Here is an 18,329-nt window from a genome sequence, read left to right as displayed (position 1 = left end):
TCATGGATACATTTTATTCGGATGCCAATCGCTCCTCCTGTATGACTGGCATCGTTTTAAGGATCATTGAATGTCCCAACGTCAAGTAATCAATGCCTCGGTCAGCCCTAAAGGCAGCCTGGAAACCCTGTCCCAACGTGAAGTTCAGCAATTGAGCGAAGCCGGTTCCGGCAGCACCTATACCCTTTTCCGCCAGTGCGCCCTGGCCATCCTCAACACCGGCGCCCACGTTGATAACGCCAAGACCATCCTCGAAGCCTACAAGGACTTCGAAATCCGCATTCACCAGCAAGACCGCGGCGTGCGCCTGGAACTGCTGAACGCCCCGGCCGACGCCTTCGTCGACGGCGAAATGATCGCCAGCACCCGGGAAATGCTGTTCAGCGCCCTGCGCGACATCGTCTACACCGAAAACGAACTCGACGCCCAGCGCATCGACCTGAGCACCTCGCAAGGCATCAGCGACTACGTCTTCCACCTGCTGCGCAACGCCCGCACCCTGCGTCCCGGTGTCGAGCCGAAGATCGTGGTGTGCTGGGGTGGCCACTCGATCAATACCGAAGAATACAAATACACCAAGAAAGTCGGGCATGAACTCGGTCTGCGTAGCCTCGACATCTGCACCGGTTGCGGCCCCGGCGTGATGAAAGGCCCGATGAAAGGCGCGACCATCGCCCACGCCAAGCAGCGCATTCACGGCGGCCGCTACCTGGGCCTGACCGAGCCGGGCATCATCGCCGCCGAAGCGCCTAACCCGATCGTCAACGAACTGGTGATCCTGCCGGACATCGAAAAACGCCTGGAAGCCTTCGTCCGCGTCGGCCACGGCATCATCATCTTCCCGGGCGGTGCCGGTACTGCCGAAGAATTCCTGTACCTGCTGGGCATCCTGATGCACCCGGACAACAAAGGCCTGCCCTTCCCGGTCGTCCTCACCGGGCCGAAACATGCGGCGCCGTATCTGGAGCAACTGGACGCCTTCGTCGGCGCCACCCTGGGTGACGCCGCGAAACAGCACTACACCATCATCATCGACGACCCGGCGGAAGTGGCGCGGCATATGACGGCCGGGCTCAAAGAGGTCAAACAGTTCCGTCGCGAGCGCAACGACGCGTTCCATTTCAACTGGCTGCTGAAGATCGACGAAGGTTTCCAGCGCCCGTTCGACCCGACCCACGAAAACATGGCCAGCCTGCAACTGAGCCGCAACCTGCCGGCCCACGAACTGGCGGCCAACCTGCGCCGCGCGTTCTCCGGGATTGTTGCCGGCAACGTCAAGGACAAGGGCATCCGCCTGATCGAAGAACACGGGCCGTACCAGATTCGTGGCGACGCGGCGGTGATGCAACCGCTGGACCAACTGCTCAAAGCCTTCGTCGCCCAGCACCGGATGAAACTGCCGGGTGGCGCCGCATATGTGCCGTGTTATCAAGTGGTTGCGTAACCAACCTGATGTAAACCGTTACGTTGATCGTTCCCACGCTCTGCGTGGGAATGCCTCAACGGACGCTCTGCGTCCGCTTCTGGGACGCGGAGCGTCCCGGGCTGCATTCCCACGCAGAGCGTGGGAACGATCATGTGTCTTCTATGGAAAGAGAAACTGTAATGCGCCAACGCAACGCCGCAAGGCTCCTCGTGATCAACCCCGCCAATCAGGTCCTGCTGTTTCGCTTCCAGCACAAGGGCGATGCCCTGGATGGTCGCGACTATTGGGCAACGCCCGGTGGTGGTGTTGAGGACGGTGAAACCTTCGAAGCTGCAGCGATTCGCGAATTGCGCGAGGAAACCGGTCTGCACGTCGACACGGTGGGCGCTTGCGTGGGAGAGCGCAGCGCTTCGATGATGCTACCCGACGGTGAAAAAGTGCTGGCCGTGGAGCGTTACTTCGTTGTCCGGGTCGACAGCGATCAGCTGTCCCGCGACGGCTGGACCGCCGACGAAGCGCGGGTGATGACCGAGCACAAGTGGTGGTCAGTGGCCGAGTTGCAGGAAACCACCGAAACGGTCTGGCCAGAGCGCTTGATCGAGATGCTCAACAACGCCTGACCTCGCTCGCCCCCCCCTGCCCGGCTACCCCCTAAGCGCCGCAGCCGCAATAGCGGGAGCTTCCAAAACGGCACTCGCCGCCCCATGCCGGGCAACCCCCAACATCGCCTGCCCCACCGAAACGGTGGTCAGCACCTGCCGCGGAAACAACCTTCTCAACAGCGGCATTAATGGCGCCATCACGATGTAAGTCCAGCGATACACCGAGGTCTTGGACGTCGCGCCGTTCAGCGGCTGGATCATCCCCGGTCGAAACAGGTAAACCGCCTTGAACGGCAATCGCAGTAGCGCATTCTCGGTACGACCCTTGACCCGCGCCCACATACTTTTGCCCTTTTCGCTGCTGTCAGTGCCGGCGCCCGAGACATACACGAAGGTCATGTTCGGGTTGAGCCGCGCCAGCACCTCGGCCACCGCCAGGGTCAGGTCGTAGGTGAGGCGCGAATATTGCGCTTCATCCATCCCGGACGACGAAACACCCAGGCAGAAAAAGCACGCGTCATAGCCATGCAACTGCGCTTCGACCGCGCTTATCCGGGTCAAATCGGCCACTACCAACGACTGCAGCTTGGGGTTCGTGGTCTCGACGGCAGTTCGGCCAACGACGACCACCTGCTCGATGTCCGTTGCGAGCAGGCTTTCGCGCAGTACGCCTTGGCCGACCATGCCGGTGGCGCCGAAAATCAGTGCTTTCATGAACAACGAATCCTGTTGAAGTGGGTTGCATACTGTGGGAGCGAGCTTGCTCGCGATGAGGCCATCACATCCAGCATTGATATTGGCTGCCCGACCGCTATCGCGAGCTCGCTTCTACAGGAGTTCGGTGGCGGTTACAGATGATCCGCGTCAATCACCGCTTTGGCAAAGGCCTGCGGATCTTCCTGAGGCAGGTTGTGGCCGATGCCGCCATTGATCAACCGGAACTCATACTTGCCGGTGAAGCGCTTGGCATAGTCTTCGGCCGCCGGATGCGGCGCGCCGTTGGCGTCGCCCTCCATGGTAATGGTCGGCACGGTGATGCTGGGGGCCTTGGCCAGCCGCTGTTCCAGCGCTTCATATTGCGGTTCACCCTGAACCATGCCCAGGCGCCAGCGGTAGTTGAACACGGTGATCGCGACGTGATCAGGGTTATCCAGTGCCGCCGCGCTGCGGTCGAAGGTGGCGTCGTCGAAGGTCCATTTCGGCGAGGCGGTTTGCCAGATCAACTTGGCGAAGTCGTGGCGGTTCTTTTCGTAACCGGCCTCGCCGCGGTCGGTGGCGAAGTAGAACTGATACCACCATTGCAATTCGGCCTTGGGCGGCAATGGATTTTTACCCGCGGCCTGGTTACCGATCAGATAGCCGCTCACGGCCACCAGCGCCTCGACCCGCTCCGGCCACAGCGCCGCGACGATGTCCGCCGAGCGCGCGCCCCAGTCGTAGCCGCCCAGCACGGCTTTTTTGATCTTCAGCGCGTCCATGAAATCGATGACATCACTGGCCAGCGCAGCAGGTTGGCCGTTGCGCAGAGTCTTGTCCGACAGGAAATGCGTGTCGCCGTAGCCGCGCGCATACGGGATCAACACCCGGTATCCCTTGGCCGCCAGCAACGGCGCCACTTCGCTGTAGCTATGAATGTCGTAGGGCCAGCCGTGCAACAGAATCACCACAGGACCGTCGGCCGGACCAACCTCGGCATACGCCACGTTCAGCAACCCGGCGTTGACGTGCTTCAGAGCGCCAAACGGGTCGGCCTTGAGGGTGGCGGCACTGGCCGTCAGCGGCTCCGCGGTTTTAACATCGGCCTGGGCCGAAAAGGCTGCAACGTTCAGGACCGCGAAGAAGCTGGCTGTAGCGAGTGTGTTCCAGTTCATGGTGATTTCCTCAGGGCTGCCAGTGAAGAGTCGTTGCGAGGTCAGTCGCCTTGGCTCGATGGATCCCATTCAATCGCCCCGAGGTATCTGCCATGTGTCGTAAAGACCCTGCCATTAAGGCGTAAGGTGTCAAACAGGGCCCCTGATACAGTGCGATACAAAGCCCATGGGCAAGCAGGCCGTCGCTCCCTAAAATGCCAACGTGCGAATAACAAGAGGGGTTGAGCAATGGAACATGTGAACCACATTCTGATTGTCGACGACGATCGCGAGATCCGCGAGCTGGTCGGCAATTACCTGAAGAAAAACGGCCTGCGCACCACCGTGGTCGCGGATGGCCGGCAGATGCGCCACTTCCTGGAATCCAACCAGGTCGATCTGATCGTGCTCGATATCATGATGCCCGGCGACGACGGCCTGGTGCTGTGCCGCGAATTGCGTTCGGGCAAACACAAAGCCACACCGATCCTGATGCTCACCGCCCGCAACGATGAAACCGACCGCATCCTCGGCCTGGAAATGGGCGCTGACGATTACTTGACCAAACCCTTCGCCGCCCGCGAACTGTTGGCGCGGATCAACGCTGTGCTGCGCCGCACCCGAATGCTGCCGCCAAATCTGTTGATCACTGAAACTGGCCGCCTGCTGGGCTTTGGCCGCTGGCGCCTGGACACCAGCGCTCGTCATTTGCTCGACGAAGACGACACCATGGTCGCCCTCAGCGGCGCCGAATACCGTCTGCTGCGGGTATTCCTCGATCACCCGCAACGAGTACTCAGCCGCGACCAGTTGCTCAACCTGACCCAGGGCCGCGATGCCGATCTGTTCGACCGCTCCATCGATTTGCTGGTGAGCCGGCTGCGCCAGCGGCTGCTGGATGACTCCCGGGAACCGACCTACATCAAGACCGTGCGCAGCGAAGGCTATGTCTTCTCTTTTCCTGTGGAATTGCTCGGCGAGCAGCCATGAAAGGGTTTTGTATCCGTCTGTATAAACCCCCGCGATAGATACGAAGCAGCCAATTTCGCGGCGTTGCGGCACACATCACCGATACACCCCGGCGTTTAACTGTGAACACCAGATAGCACTGACCCACTCGGCGCTACTGACTCACTCAACTTAAACGCACGGAGAATCACCCATGTTCAACTTCTCGAAAGTCTCGTCCCTGGCACTCGGTCTGGCACTGGTTGGCGGCCTCGGTCTGTCGAACCTGGCTTCGGCCAACACCAAAGCGGTGTCCCACACCCCGACTCAGCACCTGTTGGTGGAAGGCGGTGCAGATCGTTTGCAAGAGTTGCGTGAACGTGTGGCGGAAGGTGGCTCCGATCGCCTGATCCAGAATCGCGTGGCCGAAGGCGGCGCCGACCGTCTGCAAGAACTGCGCGAACGGGTTGCGCTGGTCAGCCCGGGCAATGCAGTACTCGGCGGTGTCGTGGTTGCAGAAAACCGCCCAGAGTTCGGCTCGAAATATCAGCGCTACTGATCACGATCTACAACACACCGATAACCCTAGTGAGAGCGAGCCTGTTCCCACTGGGGTTATACGCTGGATCAACGCTCTCGATATCGACTATGCCTCAGGGTGTTTTTTCATCGCCACGCTCCAGCACTAGAGTGGCGACATCTTCTTCCCACTCTCTGGAGCAACATCATGAAAAGCATCATTGGTCTTACCTTCGCCCTTACCGTCCTTGGCGCCACTTCGGCCATCGCCGCACCACAAGCCATTGCCGCAGTAAAAGTCGGCCAACAGGCGACCCGGAACGTCAACACCGTCGGCATCGACACCGAGCGCAAAGGCAGCGTCAACCTGCAACAGAACGCCGAACAAGCCAAACTCTACGTCGCGGAAAACCGTCCTGAGTTCGGTTCGAAGTATCAGCGTATTGACGCTTAAGTTTGTGCGGCTTCAAACAAGAAACCCCGGGTAGATCCGTTCTACCCGGGGTTTCCTCGTTTTAACGACCACCGATACCCGTGGTAGCAGCTGCCGAGTTGCGCGAGGCGGCGTTCGGCGGCGCAGCCGTCGTATACCTGCCATGCACGGTCATCCTGATACAGCGAGGTAGCTGGTTTTACGACGGCTTCGCCGCCGAACGCCGCCTCGCGCTGCTCGGCAGCTGCTACGGTCCATCTACCAACCGAGCCGCCAAGACCTTGGCTTGACTCGCCACGTCCGTCACTGCTGTACTTTCCCACCACATGCCGCGCAACGGCGGGCCCATGGCAAATAACCGTTGGGCGAGTTGCCCGTCGGCGTCCAGCACCGCGCCATCCACCGCCGCCGCTATCCCCAGCGCCAACGGCCCCGGTTTGATCAGTCCACGCGCCAGCAATTGTTGTGGCAACGGCCGGGCGACCCGGCGCCAGTCGTATTCGATGCCGCTGGAGTTGATCAACGCCGCGCCGCTGACGATCATCGTTTCTGCTTCGCCACGACGACGAATGCGAATGCTCACCTCTCCGTTCACCGAAGGCTCCAGCCCCTTGAACGACGCCGCCTGAATCCGCAACCGCCCTTCCCCATGCAGCCGCGCCACCAGCTCCGCGCTCAACGGCGGCGAGCGGTGGTGATGACTTTCCCACCATGGCCGCACGTGTCGCACGAATTGCCGACGTTGCACGTCCGTCGCCTGACTCCACAACCGGCCGATGTGCGCCCGCACGGTGTCGAGCGGCGATTGCCAGTCAATGCCTTGGGCGATGGCGTCCTGGCAATGCCGACGCACCTCCCGCACCAACTGACGCGGCGTGCGAACGCTGTGATCCTCGGCCAGAAAATCCACCCAGGCCGGCGGCTGGCGCCGGACATGCGGCAGCAACCCGTGACGGGAAAACACTTCAATCGGCCCGCGATGTCCGGCCTGTTCGAGCGACACAACCGCATCGACCATGGTCAGGCCCGAGCCGATGATCAGCACCGTGGACTGCGGGTCGAGCTGCTGCATGGCGGCGACATCCCACGGATCCAGCGCCAACCCGTTCAAGCCGCTGGATTCGGTCTGCGGCGTACGCGCGGCAGGAAACATTCCCGTGGCCAGCACCGCAAAAGCGCCCTGCAAGCGCTGACCGTCGCTCAAGCTCAGTAGCACCGAATCATCCAGGGTTTGCAGATCCACCACCTCGGCCCGCAAATGCTCCACCGAAGAACCATTCACCGCCCCCACCGCTTGCGCTTCAGCCAAACGCTGCTGCACGTACAACCCAAAAATCCCCCGTGGCGGGAACAACTCGCTGACCGGCACATGCTGCTGGTCCGACTCCGGCCAGCCACCGGCGGCGATGTAGTCGGTCAGCCACTGGGTCAGGTCTTCGGCGTTGTCCGGGTCGACACTCATCCGCGCCGCATTGCCGTTCAGCGTATGGCCCAATTCGACCGCGCTATACGCCTCGCCCCGGCCGAGATCGGCACGAGGTTCGATCACCAGCAGCGAACGCTTGCCGGGCAAGCGCAACAGCTGCGCCGCCAACATTGCGCCACTGAGGCCGCCGCCGACGATCAGGATGTCTGCATGGCGGATGGCGTCGGTCGCCTGTCCGCTGGGGGTTTGATTCATCGCATTCTCACGGTCAATGTTTACCTAGATAGAAGTCGTGCAAATCGCCTCGAGCCAGCAGTTCCTCAGCTGTTCCCGACAACACCACCCGCCCCGTGTCGAGCACATAAGCCTGGGACGCATACTTAAGCGCCACATTAATGTTTTGCTCGGCGATCAGGAAGCTCACCTGCTCGTCGCGATTGAGCTGGGCGACGATCTCGAAAATCTCCTGGACGATAATAGGCGCCAAACCCATTGATGGCTCATCAAGCAGTACCAAAGTAGGACGCGTCATCAACGCCCGGCCGATAGCGACCATCTGCTGCTCGCCACCGGACGTCAGCCCGGCCTGGGTCTTGCGCTTGGTTTTCAGCCGTGGGAACCAGGCGTAGATCCTTTCCAGGTCCCGGGCCATGTCCTGGCGACTCAAGCGCCGGACAAACCCACCGCTGCGCAGGTTGTCCTCCACCGTCAGTTGCGGGAACACATGCCGGCCCTCCAGCACATGAACCATGCCCTGACGCACCCGCACACTCGGATCGACGCCTGCCGTATCGCGGCCGAGAAACTCAATGCTCCCGCGACTGACCTCCGCCCGCTCGGCCCGGACCAGCCCGGAAATCGCCTTGAGCGTGGTGCTTTTTCCCGCGCCATTGGCACCGAGCAACGCGACGATGCCGCCCTTGGGCACCGACAGCGAGACCCCGGCTACCGCCAGGATCGTGCCGTCGTAGATCACTTCGATGTCCTTGACCTGCAACAGGTCATTGGCAGCAATGTCGCTGGCGGCTTGGCTCATGGCTTATTCATCCCCGGTGCACGTGCGTGGCGTCAGGCCTTTTTCCTTGGCGAAGGCTGCGGATTTTTCATCGATCAATGGCCGCAGCAAGGCGCGGTCGGCCGGGATCCAGTCGCTGATCAGCGTCCAGTTGGCGCCGTCCCACTGCTGCACCCGCGCCGAACCGCCGCCCTCGTGATCCTTACAGGACAACTTGAGGTTCTGCATCAACCCGAAGTAGCCCATGTCCTTAAGCCGCGCGTCGTCGATGTTCAGGTGCTCCAGGCCCCAACGCCCTTCCTCGCCATTCAACGGACGTTTACCAAACTTGCCTTGGGCCGTGCGAATCGCTTCGACCATGACAGCGGCGTTCACCAGCCCCGAGTTGTAGTAGACGCTGCCGAAATTCTTCAAGTCCTTGAGGTCGCTTTTGCCCTTGTCGAGGATGTTCTGCTTGAGGCGTTTATGGATCTCGAAATCGGTTCCGGCCGGGTATGGCGTCAGCGCCAGATAGCCTTTGGCGGCGGCGCCAGCAGGCAACACGTCTTCGCTGGAACTGGCCCAGATGTCGCCGACGATATGGTCCACCGGGAAGCCAAATCGTGCTGCCGTTTTCACCGCCACTGGCGTCGACACCCCCCAGGTACGCAGGAACACCCAGTCCGGGTTGACCTGGCGAATCTGCCGCCATTGCGACGACTGTTCGTTGCCCGGATCTGCGACAGGAATCTGGATATTCTCGAAACCGTACTTCTCGGCCAACAATTTCAACGGACCTAGGGTTTCGCGCCCATAAGCCGAGTCGTGATAGACCGTGGCGATCTTCTTGCCCTTGAGTTTGTCGAACCCGCCCTCGCGCTGGGCGATGTAATTGATCAGGCTCGACGCCTCGCTGTAGAAGGTCAGCATCACCGGGAAGTTGTAGGGGAACACTGTGCCGTCGGTGGCTTCGGTGCGACCGTAGCCGAGGGTGATCAGCGGGATTTTGTCGACCTCGGCGCGCTCGCTCAAGGCGTAAGCCGCCGGGGCGCCGTTGGGTGAATAGATCGCCACCGGCGCGCCGTCCAGGCCTTTCTTGAAGCGCTCATAACACTCGATGCCCTTCTCCGCCGTCCACTCGGTCTCGCATTCCTGCCAGACCAGTTTCACGCCGTTAATCCCGCCTTCCACCTCATTGATGTAGTTCAGGTAATCGAGCATCCCGGCCCACACCTGCACGCCACTGGAGGCATACGCGCCGACCCGGTAAGTGGCCAGCGGGAAGAATTGCTGGTCCGGCGAGGCCTGAACCACTGGCACCGCACTGCTGAAAACCGCCAGCGTCAGAGCGGCGCCGAGCAAGGAACGTTTCAAGGATGCACGCATGTTGTCTCTCTAATCAGGTCAGGAATTCAGAAGCGCAGCGGCCAGTGGCTCAGCCGCTCACGAAGGTTGCCCAGCAGGCGGATCAAACCTTCCGGTTCCTTGATCAGGAACAGGATGATCAGTACGCCAAAGATGATTTTTTGCAGGTTCTGCAATTGCCCGGCGTCCACCGACCCGCCGAACAAGGCCTGCCCGGCGTGGCTGAGCAGGATCGGCAGCAGGCTGATAAACGCTGCGCCGACGAAGTTGCCGGCGATGCTGCCCATGCCGCCGATAATGATGATGAACAGGATTTGGAACGATCGATTGATATCGAAGCTGCTGGCGCTGGCGGTGCCCAGATAGGCGAAGGCCCACAAGGCGCCGGCGATGCCGAGGTAGAACGAGCTGACGGCGAACGCCAGGTGTTTGTAGCGCACCACCGGGATGCCGATCACCGCCGCGGCGGTGTCCATGTCGCGGATCGCCATCCAGTTGCGGCCGATCTGGCTTTTCACCAGGTTCACGGCAACCCAGGTCAACAGCAGCACCGTCGTCAGCGTCAGCAAATAACGGCCGACCGGTGTGTTCAGGTCATGGCCGAACAGCGCCAGTTTCGGCGCGGAAATGGTCCCGGACGAGCCGTAGTTGTAGAACCAGGGGAATTTGACGAACAGCCATTCAAGGAAGAATTGCGCCGCCAATGTGGTGACCATCAGGTAAAAACCCTTGATCCGTGAACTCGGCAGGCCGAACACAAAACCCACCACAGCGCTGATCAAACCGCCGCCGAGTAGCGCTACCGGCAAACCCAGCTCAGGTAATCGCAGCAAAAAACCGTAAGTCGCAAAAGCCCCGACCGCCATGAATCCAGCCGCGCCGACCGACGTCTGGCCGGTGTAACCAGTGAGCAAATTGAGGCCGAGTCCGGCCAGCGACAGCACCAGGAACGGGATCAGAATCGCGTTAAGCCAATAATCATTGCCGGTCAGCGGCACGATGACGAAGGCGATCAACAGTAAAGCGCTTAGTCCAATGGGCACTCGGCGCTGGACCAACACCGACGGCGCGGTTTCGCGGGAAAGGGAAATCGACATGGGTTCAGACTCGCTCGATGGCGCGCTCGCCGAACAGGCCGGCGGGACGGATGTAGAGGAAGGCCAGGGCCAGAACGTAAGCGAACCATGGGGTGATGCCGCCGCCGATCAACGGACCGATGTAGACCTCGGCGAGGTTCTCCGCCGCGCCGACGATCAGCCCGCCGACAATCGCCCCGCCAATCGAGGTGAAGCCGCCGATGATCAACACCGGCAAGGCCTTGAGCACCACCAGTGACAGCGAAAATTGCACGCCCTGGCGTGCGCCCCAGAGCAATCCGGCCACCAGCCCGACCACCCCGGCCACCGCCCAGACGATCTGCCAGATGCGGTTGAGGTTGATGCCGATCGACAGCGCGGCGGTGGTGTCATCCGCCACCGCGCGCAGGGACACGCCGATCCGGGTCTTGTTGAACAGCAGCGCCAACACCGTCACCAGCACGATGGCGGCTGCGGCGGCGATCAGGTCGAACTGACTGACCATCATCCCGCCGATAAAAATCGGCACGTCGTCGATACCCAGATCCAGCGCCCGCACCTGCGAGCCCATCAACCCTTGCGCCAGGCCTTCGATAATGAACGACAGCCCGAGCGTGGCCATGAACAAGGTGATCTGTGAACGATTGACCAACGGCCGCAACACCAGCCGCTCAATCAACAGCGCGCCGATGATCATCACCACCACCGTCAGCAACAGCGCCAAGGCAAACGGCACGCCTTGATCGTGCAGGCTGACGAAGGTCAACGCGGCGAACAGCAGCATTGATCCCTGAGCGAAATTGAACACGCCGCTGGCCTTGTAGATCAGCACGAAGCCGATGGCAACCAGCGAATACATGGTGCCGGCGAGCAAGCCGCCGAGCAGGGTTTCGAAGAAGAACGTCATCAGTGCACCACTCCCAGATACGCCGCGATCACCTCGGGATCGGCCTGCACTTCGGCGGGCGTGCCGTCGCCGACCTTGCGCCCGTAATCGAGTACCACGACGTGGTCGGACAGGCCCATGACCACGCTCATGTCGTGTTCGATCAGCACCACCGTGGTGCCGAGGTCGCGGTTGATGTCGGCGATGAACCGGGCCATTTCCTGTTTCTCTTCGGCGTTCATCCCGGCCATCGGTTCGTCGAGCAACAACAGGCGCGGGCCGGCGATCAAGGCGCGGCCCAGTTCCACACGCTTTTGCAGGCCGTAAGACAGATTGCCCACCGGCACGTCGCGATGGGCTTGCAGTTCGAGGAATTCGAGAATGCCCTGGGCCTGGAGGCGGAAATCTTGTGCTTCACGCCGGGCGCGCGGCAGGTTTAGCGCCTGCTCGATGAAACTGCTGCGCAGGTGCCGGGACAGGCCGGTGAGGATGTTGTCGATCACGCTCATTTTCTTGAACAGCGCGTTGTTCTGGAACGTGCGCCCAATGCCCCGGCGCGCAGCGGTCAACGGGTCGATGCGTTTGAACGGCTGTTGCTCGAACACGATGGAGCCGGCATCGAACGGATACACGCCGTTCAACACGTTCAGCAGCGAACTCTTGCCGGCGCCGTTGGGGCCGATCAGTGCGCAGATCTCGCCACGGCGCACGTCGAAGGACAATTCGTTGATCGCCTTCACGCCTTTGAACGACAGGGAAATACCGCTGACTTGCAGGATGGAATCGGTCGAGCTCATGCGATATCCCGTTTGAATTCGGCGAGCCAGGTTGGCGCGGATTGAGCGTCAGGGGTGCGGGTGGCTTGCCAGATGAAATGCAGGTTGTGAAAGCCCAGCAGGCGGCGGACGCGGTTTTTGATCAGCCGTTGCAGCGGTCTTTCCGGGTGGGCGATGGCCCAGTCGCAGAGGCGTCGGCGCCAGGTGCCTTGTGGGGCGAGGCGACTTTCGATTTCTGCGGCCAGTCGTTGCAGGCGCTCGGCGGACAGCAGCAGCCCGGACGGCGCCACTTCCCGACGATCACGACTGGCGCTGCCGGGACTTTCCGGGAAGGCCAGGGATTGGCCGCTGGCCAGCCATTGTTCGAGCACCACCGTCAGGCCGTCCTGCCATTCGCTGCCCTCTTCGCTCCAGAGCTGTGGACCGGAAACGCCCAGACGCAGGCGTTGCGGCGGCTCCACCGGGCCAAGCAGTTCGGCGAAGTTCAGTAGCGATTGGCCGTGGTTGAGCCACCGTTGTTGGGTTTGCCGCCCTTGAATGAAGGCGTGAGTGGGACGGCTGCGCCACAGCGCTTTGTGCAGCGCCTCGGCATCGAGGGTGTCGGGCAAGGTCAGCACCTCACCGCCGACATGCTTCGCTGCCAGCGCCAGCAGCAACAGATTCGGTTCGAAAGCACCGCTCAGGACCAACCGCGAGTCCTCGGTAAAGCCCTGCTGGCGCAAGCCATCGGCCAGGCGCTCGACATCGCGCAAGGCATCGATCCAGCGCCATACAAACCACTGGCCGTGCCGCTTGTGCCGCAGCGCCGTTTGCAACGGACTGACCTGGCCCCAGTGGCGCAATTGCTCCAAAGCCTGGGGCGCCTTGACTTGCCATTCGGCGGTATCCACGCCGGAAGGTTGTTTGAGTTCATGCACGCTCATGGGTTTGACCTCCTGTTCATGGGCAAAAGCGTGCGGTGGTCCGCCGGGCTGAAGGGTTGACGTAATGATCGTTCCCACGCTCCGCGTGGGAATGCCGCCATGGACGCTCTGCGTCCGCTTTTGGAGCAGGGACGCGGAGCGTCCCGAGATGCATTCCCACGCGGAGCGTGGGAACGATCATTTATCGGGTCAGGCAGACACCACTTTCTTCTCCTGCTGCCGCAACCCCGCCAAATCGCGATACCCCGCGCCCGGATGGATGTCGGGCAATCGCGGCCCTTCCCCATACAACTTCTCGCGCAAGGTCCCTGGCGCATATTCGGTCTTGTACACCCCGCGCTTCTGCAACTCCGGCACCAGCAGTTCCACGGCGTCGATAAAGGTTTCATGGGTCAGCGCATAGGCCAGGTTGAAGCCGTCTACATCGGTCTCCTCGACCCACTCCTGCAACAGATCAGCGACCGTCTCGGGGCTGCCGACAAACAACGGCCCAAACCCGCCAATCCCCACCCAATCCGCCAATTCATTCGGGGTCCAGACCTTGTTCGGGTCCGCCGTGGAAAACGCTTCCACCGCCGATTGAATCGCATTGGTGTGCACGTGCTTGAGCGGTTCATCCGGTTTGAACTGGCTGAAGTCGATCCCGGTCCAGCCGGAAATCAGCGCCATGGCGCCCTCATAGCTGACCCAGGTTTTGTATTCCTCGAATTTGGCCTTGGCCTTGGCATCGGTCTCGCCGAGGATCACCGTTTGCAGGTTGAAGATCAGGATCTTCTTCGGATCGCGCCCGGCCTCCGCCGCACGACGACGGATATCGGCGACGGTTTTTTTCAGCAGCACTTTCGATGGCGCCGCGACGAAAACGCATTCGGCATGTTCAGCAGCAAACTGCTTGCCGCGACTCGACGCGCCGGCCTGATACAACACCGGCGTGCGCTGCGGCGACGGTTCGCAGAGATGAATCCCTGGCACCTGGAAGTGTTTGCCGACGTGCTGGATCTCGTGAATCTTGCTCGGGTCACTGAAGATCCGCCGCTCGCGATCCCGCAAGATCGCGCCCTCTTCCCAACTGCCTTCCCAGAGCTTGTAGCAAACCTCCAGGTACTCTTCGGCGAAGTCGTAACGGGCGTCGTGCTCGGTCTGGTTTTTCTGGCCAAGGTTCTTCGCACCGCTCTCCAAATAGGACGTGACGATGTTCCAACCCGCGCGGCCCTTGGTCAGGTGATCGAGGGTCGACAGGCGTCGGGCGAACGGATACGGATGCTCGAAGGACAACGATGCGGTCAGGCCAAAACCCAGGTGCTCGGTGACCAGCGCCATCGGCGGGATCAGTTGCAGCGGATCGTTGACCGGCACCTGCGCCGCCTGACGGATTGCTGCGTCACCGTTGCCGTTGTAGACGTCGTAAATACCGAGCACATCGGCGATGAACAAACCGTCGAACTTGCCGCGTTCAAGAATTTTCGCCAGATCGGTCCAGTATTCGAGGTCTTTGTACTGCCAGGAGCGATCCCGCGGGTGCGCCCACAACCCCGGGGACTGATGGCCGACGCAGTTCATGTCGAAAGCATTGAGACGGATTTCACGGGCCATCAAACGGCGCTCCTGAAGCTTGGGGGATGGATGCCGTTTAGGCGAAAGTTGCCGATCAGATGGGGTTTCCAGCGCAACGGGTCGTGCAGCGATCCATGCAATGCGGTGCGCTGGCCGGTGAGTTCGAATTCGGCGTTGCTCACGGCATTCAAGGCATCGGCGCTAGCCAGGTGCGACTCGGCGATGGCGACGCTGATTTCCGTGTCTTCGTCGGCGCTGTTCAGAAAATCTTCGGCGCGTTCCAAGAGCGCGGCGGCGACTTCAATGCGAATGTGCAAATCGCCGAAGCGACTGATGACATAGGGATCATCCGTAGCCTGGGCTTGCTGACGGACGAAACGCAGGGTCTCATCGAGCAGGCTGCGGGCGTTGTGCAAGTCGTGCTGACTTTTGGCCAGGGGCTGCCCGGCAGTAATCGGTTGGGTCAAAGCGTTCATGGTGGGCTCCTCAGTTCCAGGCGTGGCGCGCGGGCTTCACGCCGTTGAGCAGGTAGTTGCCGATCAAGTGGTATTTCCAGCGCGCCGGGTCGTGCAGGGTGTGAGTCCGAGCGTTGCGCCAGTGGCGATCGAGGTTGTACTTGCCGAGCACCGAGCGGGTGCCGGCCAGTTCGAAGAGTTTGCTGCTGGCGAGCAAGGCAATTTCGGCGGAGAGGACTTTGGCTTGGGCGACCACCACTGAGGCGTGGGCAACCGTGTCTTCGTTGGGGTTGAGCAACGCTGCGTCGATAGCCAGGCCGGCCTTTTTCAGGATTGCTTCGGTGCCGTGGACGCGCCATTCAAGGTCGCCAATCGCGGCGATGCTGAACGGGTCCTGCCAGCCATGATCCTGGCCGCTGTCGATCCATGGCCGGGATTCACGGGCGTAGCGCTTGGTTTCTTCCAGCGCGCCAGCGGCGATGCCGGTGTCCACGGCGGCCTGAATGATTTGCGAGATCGGGCCGTCGGCGGTGGGTTCATCGAAGGCTTTGTGGGCCGGGATTACCGCGCTGCGCGGGACTTTTACCGCGTTCAAAGTGACGCCGCCGCTGGCCGTAGTGCGCTGGCCGAAACCGTCCCAACTGTCGATCACTGTCAAACCCGGGTTGTCGCGCTCGATGAAGGCGATGAACGCCTTGTTGTCCTCATCGACCGCTACCGCCGGCACGATGTGCGCGAACAACGCGCCAGTGCAGTAAAACTTCTCGCCGTCGATCTGCGCGGTGTCCTGGTCGAAGCGGATGCGGGTTTCAAACGCCCCGGCATTTTTGCTTTTGGATTCGGAAAAGGCATTGCCGAAACGGTAGCCTTGCAGGACTTTGCCGAAGTAGTAGCGCTTCTGTTCTTCGGTGGCGGTTTGCAACAGGATGTCGAGCACGCCGAGATGGTTTTGCGGGATCTGGCCGAGAGACGAATCGGCGGCGGAAATGATCTTGATCACTTCGGCGACAGTCACGTAGGAAACCCCGGCGCCGCCGTAGGCCTTGGGAATGGTGATGCCCCAGAGGCCACTGGCGGAAAATTCATCGAGCTCAGCCACCGGCAGGCGTCGTTCGCGGTCGCGGACGCTGGCCTCGACGGCGAAGCGGGCGGCGAGCTTATGGGCGACGGCGATGGCTTCGGCGTCCGAGCGGATGATGTGGGCGGTGATGGGTGAAGTTGTCATGGGGCCGACTCCGTGGTTCCGGGTGAATACCCAAGACCTTTTGCAGGAGTCATGCCTGAAACTAAAAACCTTCTATTTCAATAATTTATAGCGTCATCCAAGAAACACTTGCAGCTAAAAAACAGCAAAGTGTTCATCCACTGTTGGCCTGGAAACAGTCAGATCACCACATTACGCACAAACCGCGCCGCCACTTCCCCGTCATTGCGATAGGTATGGGGCTGGTTGCTGGCAAACATATAAAACTCACCGGCAGCAATTTCGTGGGGCGTGTCGCCCAGCATCAGGGTCAGACAGCCTTCGAATACGTAGATCTGTTCGCTCCAGCCATCGGCATCTGGTTGCGAGGGGTAAATTTCCCCCGGTTGCAGGCACCATTCCCATTGCTCCACCTCGCGGGTAGCGGTGGCTTTGGAGAGTAGAACGGCTTTGCTGCCGGGGATCGTTCCAGCCCAGGCGACTTCATTGATACGACTATGATCGCGAGCCTCCGGGGCCTGGATCAGGTCACTGAACGCCACCTCCAGCGCTTCGGCCACGCGGTCGAGGGTGGTCAGGCTGACATTTTTCTCGCCAGCTTCGATGGCCACCAGCATGCGGCGGCTGACCCCGGATTTTTCGGCCAGGGCTGTCTGGCTCATGTCGGCGGCGTGGCGCAGGCGTCGAACGTTCTGGCTGACGTGCTGGAGGACCGAAGCCCGCGGGGGAGAATCTTTGTGCACTATATTGCTCACTCGGTGGGGTTGGGCAGTATACTGCGCAACTTCGGACGCATTGTGCGTCCGCCTCAGGTAGCGCGCAAGGTCATGACGTCGGTGAATTCCCCCCAGGCTTCTTCCCGTTTTTCGCGGTTCAGCAAGGCCGAGTGCGTGCTGGTGGTGATTACTATGGTCTGGGGCGGGACTTTCTTGCTGGTGCAGCATGCGATGACCGTCAGCGGCCCAATGTTTTTTGTTGGCCTGCGCTTTGCCGCAGCGGCGTGCATCGTTGCCCTTTTCTCCTGGCGCCACTTGCGGAAACTGACGCTGTTCGAACTCAAGGCCGGGGCGTTTATCGGCGTGGCGATCATGCTTGGATATGGCTTGCAGACCGTGGGCTTGCAGACGATTCCCAGTAGTCAGTCGGCGTTTATTACCGCGTTGTACGTGCCGTTTGTGCCGTTGCTGCAATGGCTGGTGCTGGGACGACGCCCGGGGTTGATGCCGAGCATCGGGATCATGCTGGCGTTTACCGGGTTGATGCTGCTTTCTGGTCCGTCCGGGGCTTCGCTGAACTTCAGTCCGGGTGAAATCGCCACGTTGATCAGCGCCATCGCGATTGCCGCCGAGATTATTCTGATCAGTAACTTTGCGGGCCAGGTCGATGTGCGGCGGGTAACAGTGGTGCAATTGGGCGTCACCTCAGTGTTGTCGTTCCTGATGGTGGTGCCCACCCACGAGGTGATTCCCGACTTTTCATGGCTGCTGTTGTGCAGCGCCTTGGGCCTGGGCGCGGCCAGTGCGGCGATTCAGGTGGCGATGAACTGGGCGCAGAAGAGTGTTTCGCCGACCCGGGCGACGTTGATTTATGCCGGTGAGCCGGTATGGGCAGGGATTGCCGGGCGTCTGGCCGGGGAGCGTTTGCCGGCGATTGCGTTGCTCGGGGCGGGATTGATCGTGGCGGCGGTGATTGTCAGTGAATTGAAGACCAAGGGTAAGGCAGTCGCTGAGGTTGAGGATGATCTGGAGCGCGAAGCCGAGCACTGATCGTTCCCACGCTCCCGCGTGGGAATGCAGCCCGGGACGCTCCGCGGCCCAAAAGCTCACGCAGAGCGTGGGAACGAGCAAAACCGGCCTTTTCCGCCTACCTTGTAGGATCCTGCCACAGCTTGG

Annotated in this window: 19 protein-coding genes; 6 read left to right on the top strand and 13 right to left on the bottom strand. The window is 61.1% G+C overall.

Annotation, left to right across the window (positions count from 1 at the left end; translation table 11 throughout):
- Positions 1-70 precede the first annotated feature (70 nt).
- Positions 71-1,444: a nucleotide 5'-monophosphate nucleosidase PpnN gene (gene ppnN / locus ACA071_RS13870; protein ID WP_497644863.1), complete on the top strand. Its 1,374-nt coding sequence runs from the start codon at positions 71-73 to the stop codon at positions 1,442-1,444.
- Positions 1,445-1,605: 161 nt separating this feature from the next.
- The gene (locus ACA071_RS13865; RefSeq protein ID WP_497644862.1) at positions 1,606-2,046 is read left to right on the top strand and encodes an NUDIX hydrolase; all 441 of its coding nucleotides are present in this window, start codon (positions 1,606-1,608) and stop codon (positions 2,044-2,046) included.
- Positions 2,047-2,070: 24 nt separating this feature from the next.
- On the opposite strand, the gene ACA071_RS13860 is transcribed toward ACA071_RS13865, so the two are convergent.
- Positions 2,071-2,742: an NAD(P)H-binding protein gene (locus ACA071_RS13860; protein ID WP_497644861.1), complete on the bottom strand. Its 672-nt coding sequence runs from the start codon at positions 2,740-2,742 to the stop codon at positions 2,071-2,073.
- 134 nt (positions 2,743-2,876) lie between these two features.
- Positions 2,877-3,899 (bottom strand): alpha/beta fold hydrolase, encoded by a 1,023-nt coding sequence (locus ACA071_RS13855; RefSeq protein WP_497644860.1) that lies wholly within the window; start codon positions 3,897-3,899, stop codon positions 2,877-2,879.
- A gap of 228 nt (positions 3,900-4,127) precedes the next feature.
- Between ACA071_RS13855 and ACA071_RS13850 the strand changes: the two genes are divergently transcribed.
- The 3 genes from ACA071_RS13850 (at position 4,128) to ACA071_RS13840 (ending at position 5,799) form a co-directional block, all read left to right on the top strand.
- A complete protein-coding gene (locus ACA071_RS13850) occupies positions 4,128-4,868 on the top strand; it encodes a response regulator (protein WP_497644859.1) in 741 nt (246 codons plus the stop codon).
- Positions 4,869-5,040: 172 nt separating this feature from the next.
- Positions 5,041-5,385, top strand: a complete 345-nt coding sequence (locus ACA071_RS13845; RefSeq protein WP_497644858.1) for a hypothetical protein — start codon at positions 5,041-5,043, stop codon at positions 5,383-5,385.
- 168 nt (positions 5,386-5,553) lie between these two features.
- Positions 5,554-5,799, top strand: a complete 246-nt coding sequence (locus ACA071_RS13840) for a hypothetical protein (RefSeq protein WP_497644857.1) — start codon at positions 5,554-5,556, stop codon at positions 5,797-5,799.
- 226 nt (positions 5,800-6,025) lie between these two features.
- On the opposite strand, the gene ACA071_RS13835 is transcribed toward ACA071_RS13840, so the two are convergent.
- From ACA071_RS13835 to ACA071_RS13785, 11 genes are all read right to left on the bottom strand, one after another.
- On the bottom strand, positions 6,026-7,459 hold the full coding sequence (locus tag ACA071_RS13835; RefSeq protein WP_497644856.1) for an FAD/NAD(P)-binding protein: 1,434 nt from the start codon (positions 7,457-7,459) through the stop codon (positions 6,026-6,028).
- A gap of 13 nt (positions 7,460-7,472) precedes the next feature.
- Positions 7,473-8,240: an ABC transporter ATP-binding protein gene (locus ACA071_RS13830; RefSeq protein ID WP_497644855.1), complete on the bottom strand. Its 768-nt coding sequence runs from the start codon at positions 8,238-8,240 to the stop codon at positions 7,473-7,475.
- A 3-nt stretch (positions 8,241-8,243) separates the two neighbouring features.
- A complete protein-coding gene (locus tag ACA071_RS13825) occupies positions 8,244-9,584 on the bottom strand; it encodes an ABC transporter substrate-binding protein (protein WP_497644854.1) in 1,341 nt (446 codons plus the stop codon).
- A 26-nt stretch (positions 9,585-9,610) separates the two neighbouring features.
- A complete protein-coding gene (locus ACA071_RS13820; protein ID WP_497644853.1) occupies positions 9,611-10,660 on the bottom strand; it encodes a branched-chain amino acid ABC transporter permease in 1,050 nt (349 codons plus the stop codon).
- A 4-nt stretch (positions 10,661-10,664) separates the two neighbouring features.
- On the bottom strand, positions 10,665-11,546 hold the full coding sequence (locus tag ACA071_RS13815) for a branched-chain amino acid ABC transporter permease (protein WP_429527086.1): 882 nt from the start codon (positions 11,544-11,546) through the stop codon (positions 10,665-10,667).
- A complete protein-coding gene (locus ACA071_RS13810; protein WP_497644852.1) occupies positions 11,546-12,322 on the bottom strand; it encodes an ABC transporter ATP-binding protein in 777 nt (258 codons plus the stop codon). The genes ACA071_RS13815 and ACA071_RS13810 overlap by 1 nt, the downstream gene beginning before the upstream one ends.
- On the bottom strand, positions 12,319-13,224 hold the full coding sequence (locus tag ACA071_RS13805; RefSeq protein WP_497644851.1) for an AMP-binding protein: 906 nt from the start codon (positions 13,222-13,224) through the stop codon (positions 12,319-12,321). The genes ACA071_RS13810 and ACA071_RS13805 overlap by 4 nt, the downstream gene beginning before the upstream one ends.
- Before the next feature lie 189 nt (positions 13,225-13,413).
- Positions 13,414-14,817, bottom strand: coding sequence for an LLM class flavin-dependent oxidoreductase (locus ACA071_RS13800; RefSeq protein ID WP_497644850.1), 1,404 nt, complete (start codon positions 14,815-14,817; stop codon positions 13,414-13,416).
- Positions 14,817-15,254 carry an acyl-CoA dehydrogenase family protein gene (locus ACA071_RS13795; protein ID WP_497644849.1) on the bottom strand — a complete coding sequence of 146 codons (438 nt, stop codon included), beginning with the start codon at positions 15,252-15,254 and terminating at the stop codon, positions 14,817-14,819. The genes ACA071_RS13800 and ACA071_RS13795 overlap by 1 nt, the downstream gene beginning before the upstream one ends.
- Before the next feature lie 10 nt (positions 15,255-15,264).
- Positions 15,265-16,458 carry an SfnB family sulfur acquisition oxidoreductase gene (locus ACA071_RS13790; protein ID WP_497644848.1) on the bottom strand — a complete coding sequence of 398 codons (1,194 nt, stop codon included), beginning with the start codon at positions 16,456-16,458 and terminating at the stop codon, positions 15,265-15,267.
- 158 nt (positions 16,459-16,616) lie between these two features.
- Complete coding sequence (locus ACA071_RS13785) at positions 16,617-17,180, bottom strand: helix-turn-helix domain-containing protein (RefSeq protein ID WP_497644847.1); 564 nt, start codon at positions 17,178-17,180, stop codon at positions 16,617-16,619.
- Here ACA071_RS13785 and ACA071_RS13780 point away from each other — a divergent pair.
- The gene (locus tag ACA071_RS13780; protein ID WP_497644846.1) at positions 17,175-18,203 is read left to right on the top strand and encodes a DMT family transporter; all 1,029 of its coding nucleotides are present in this window, start codon (positions 17,175-17,177) and stop codon (positions 18,201-18,203) included. The genes ACA071_RS13785 and ACA071_RS13780 overlap by 6 nt on opposite strands.
- Positions 18,204-18,329: the final 126 nt, after the last annotated feature.

Source organism: Pseudomonas sp. LBUM1646 (genome assembly GCF_059716165.1).
The sequence above is the reverse complement of the archived record's forward strand: the minus strand, read 5'-3'. Positions and strand labels throughout refer to the sequence as shown.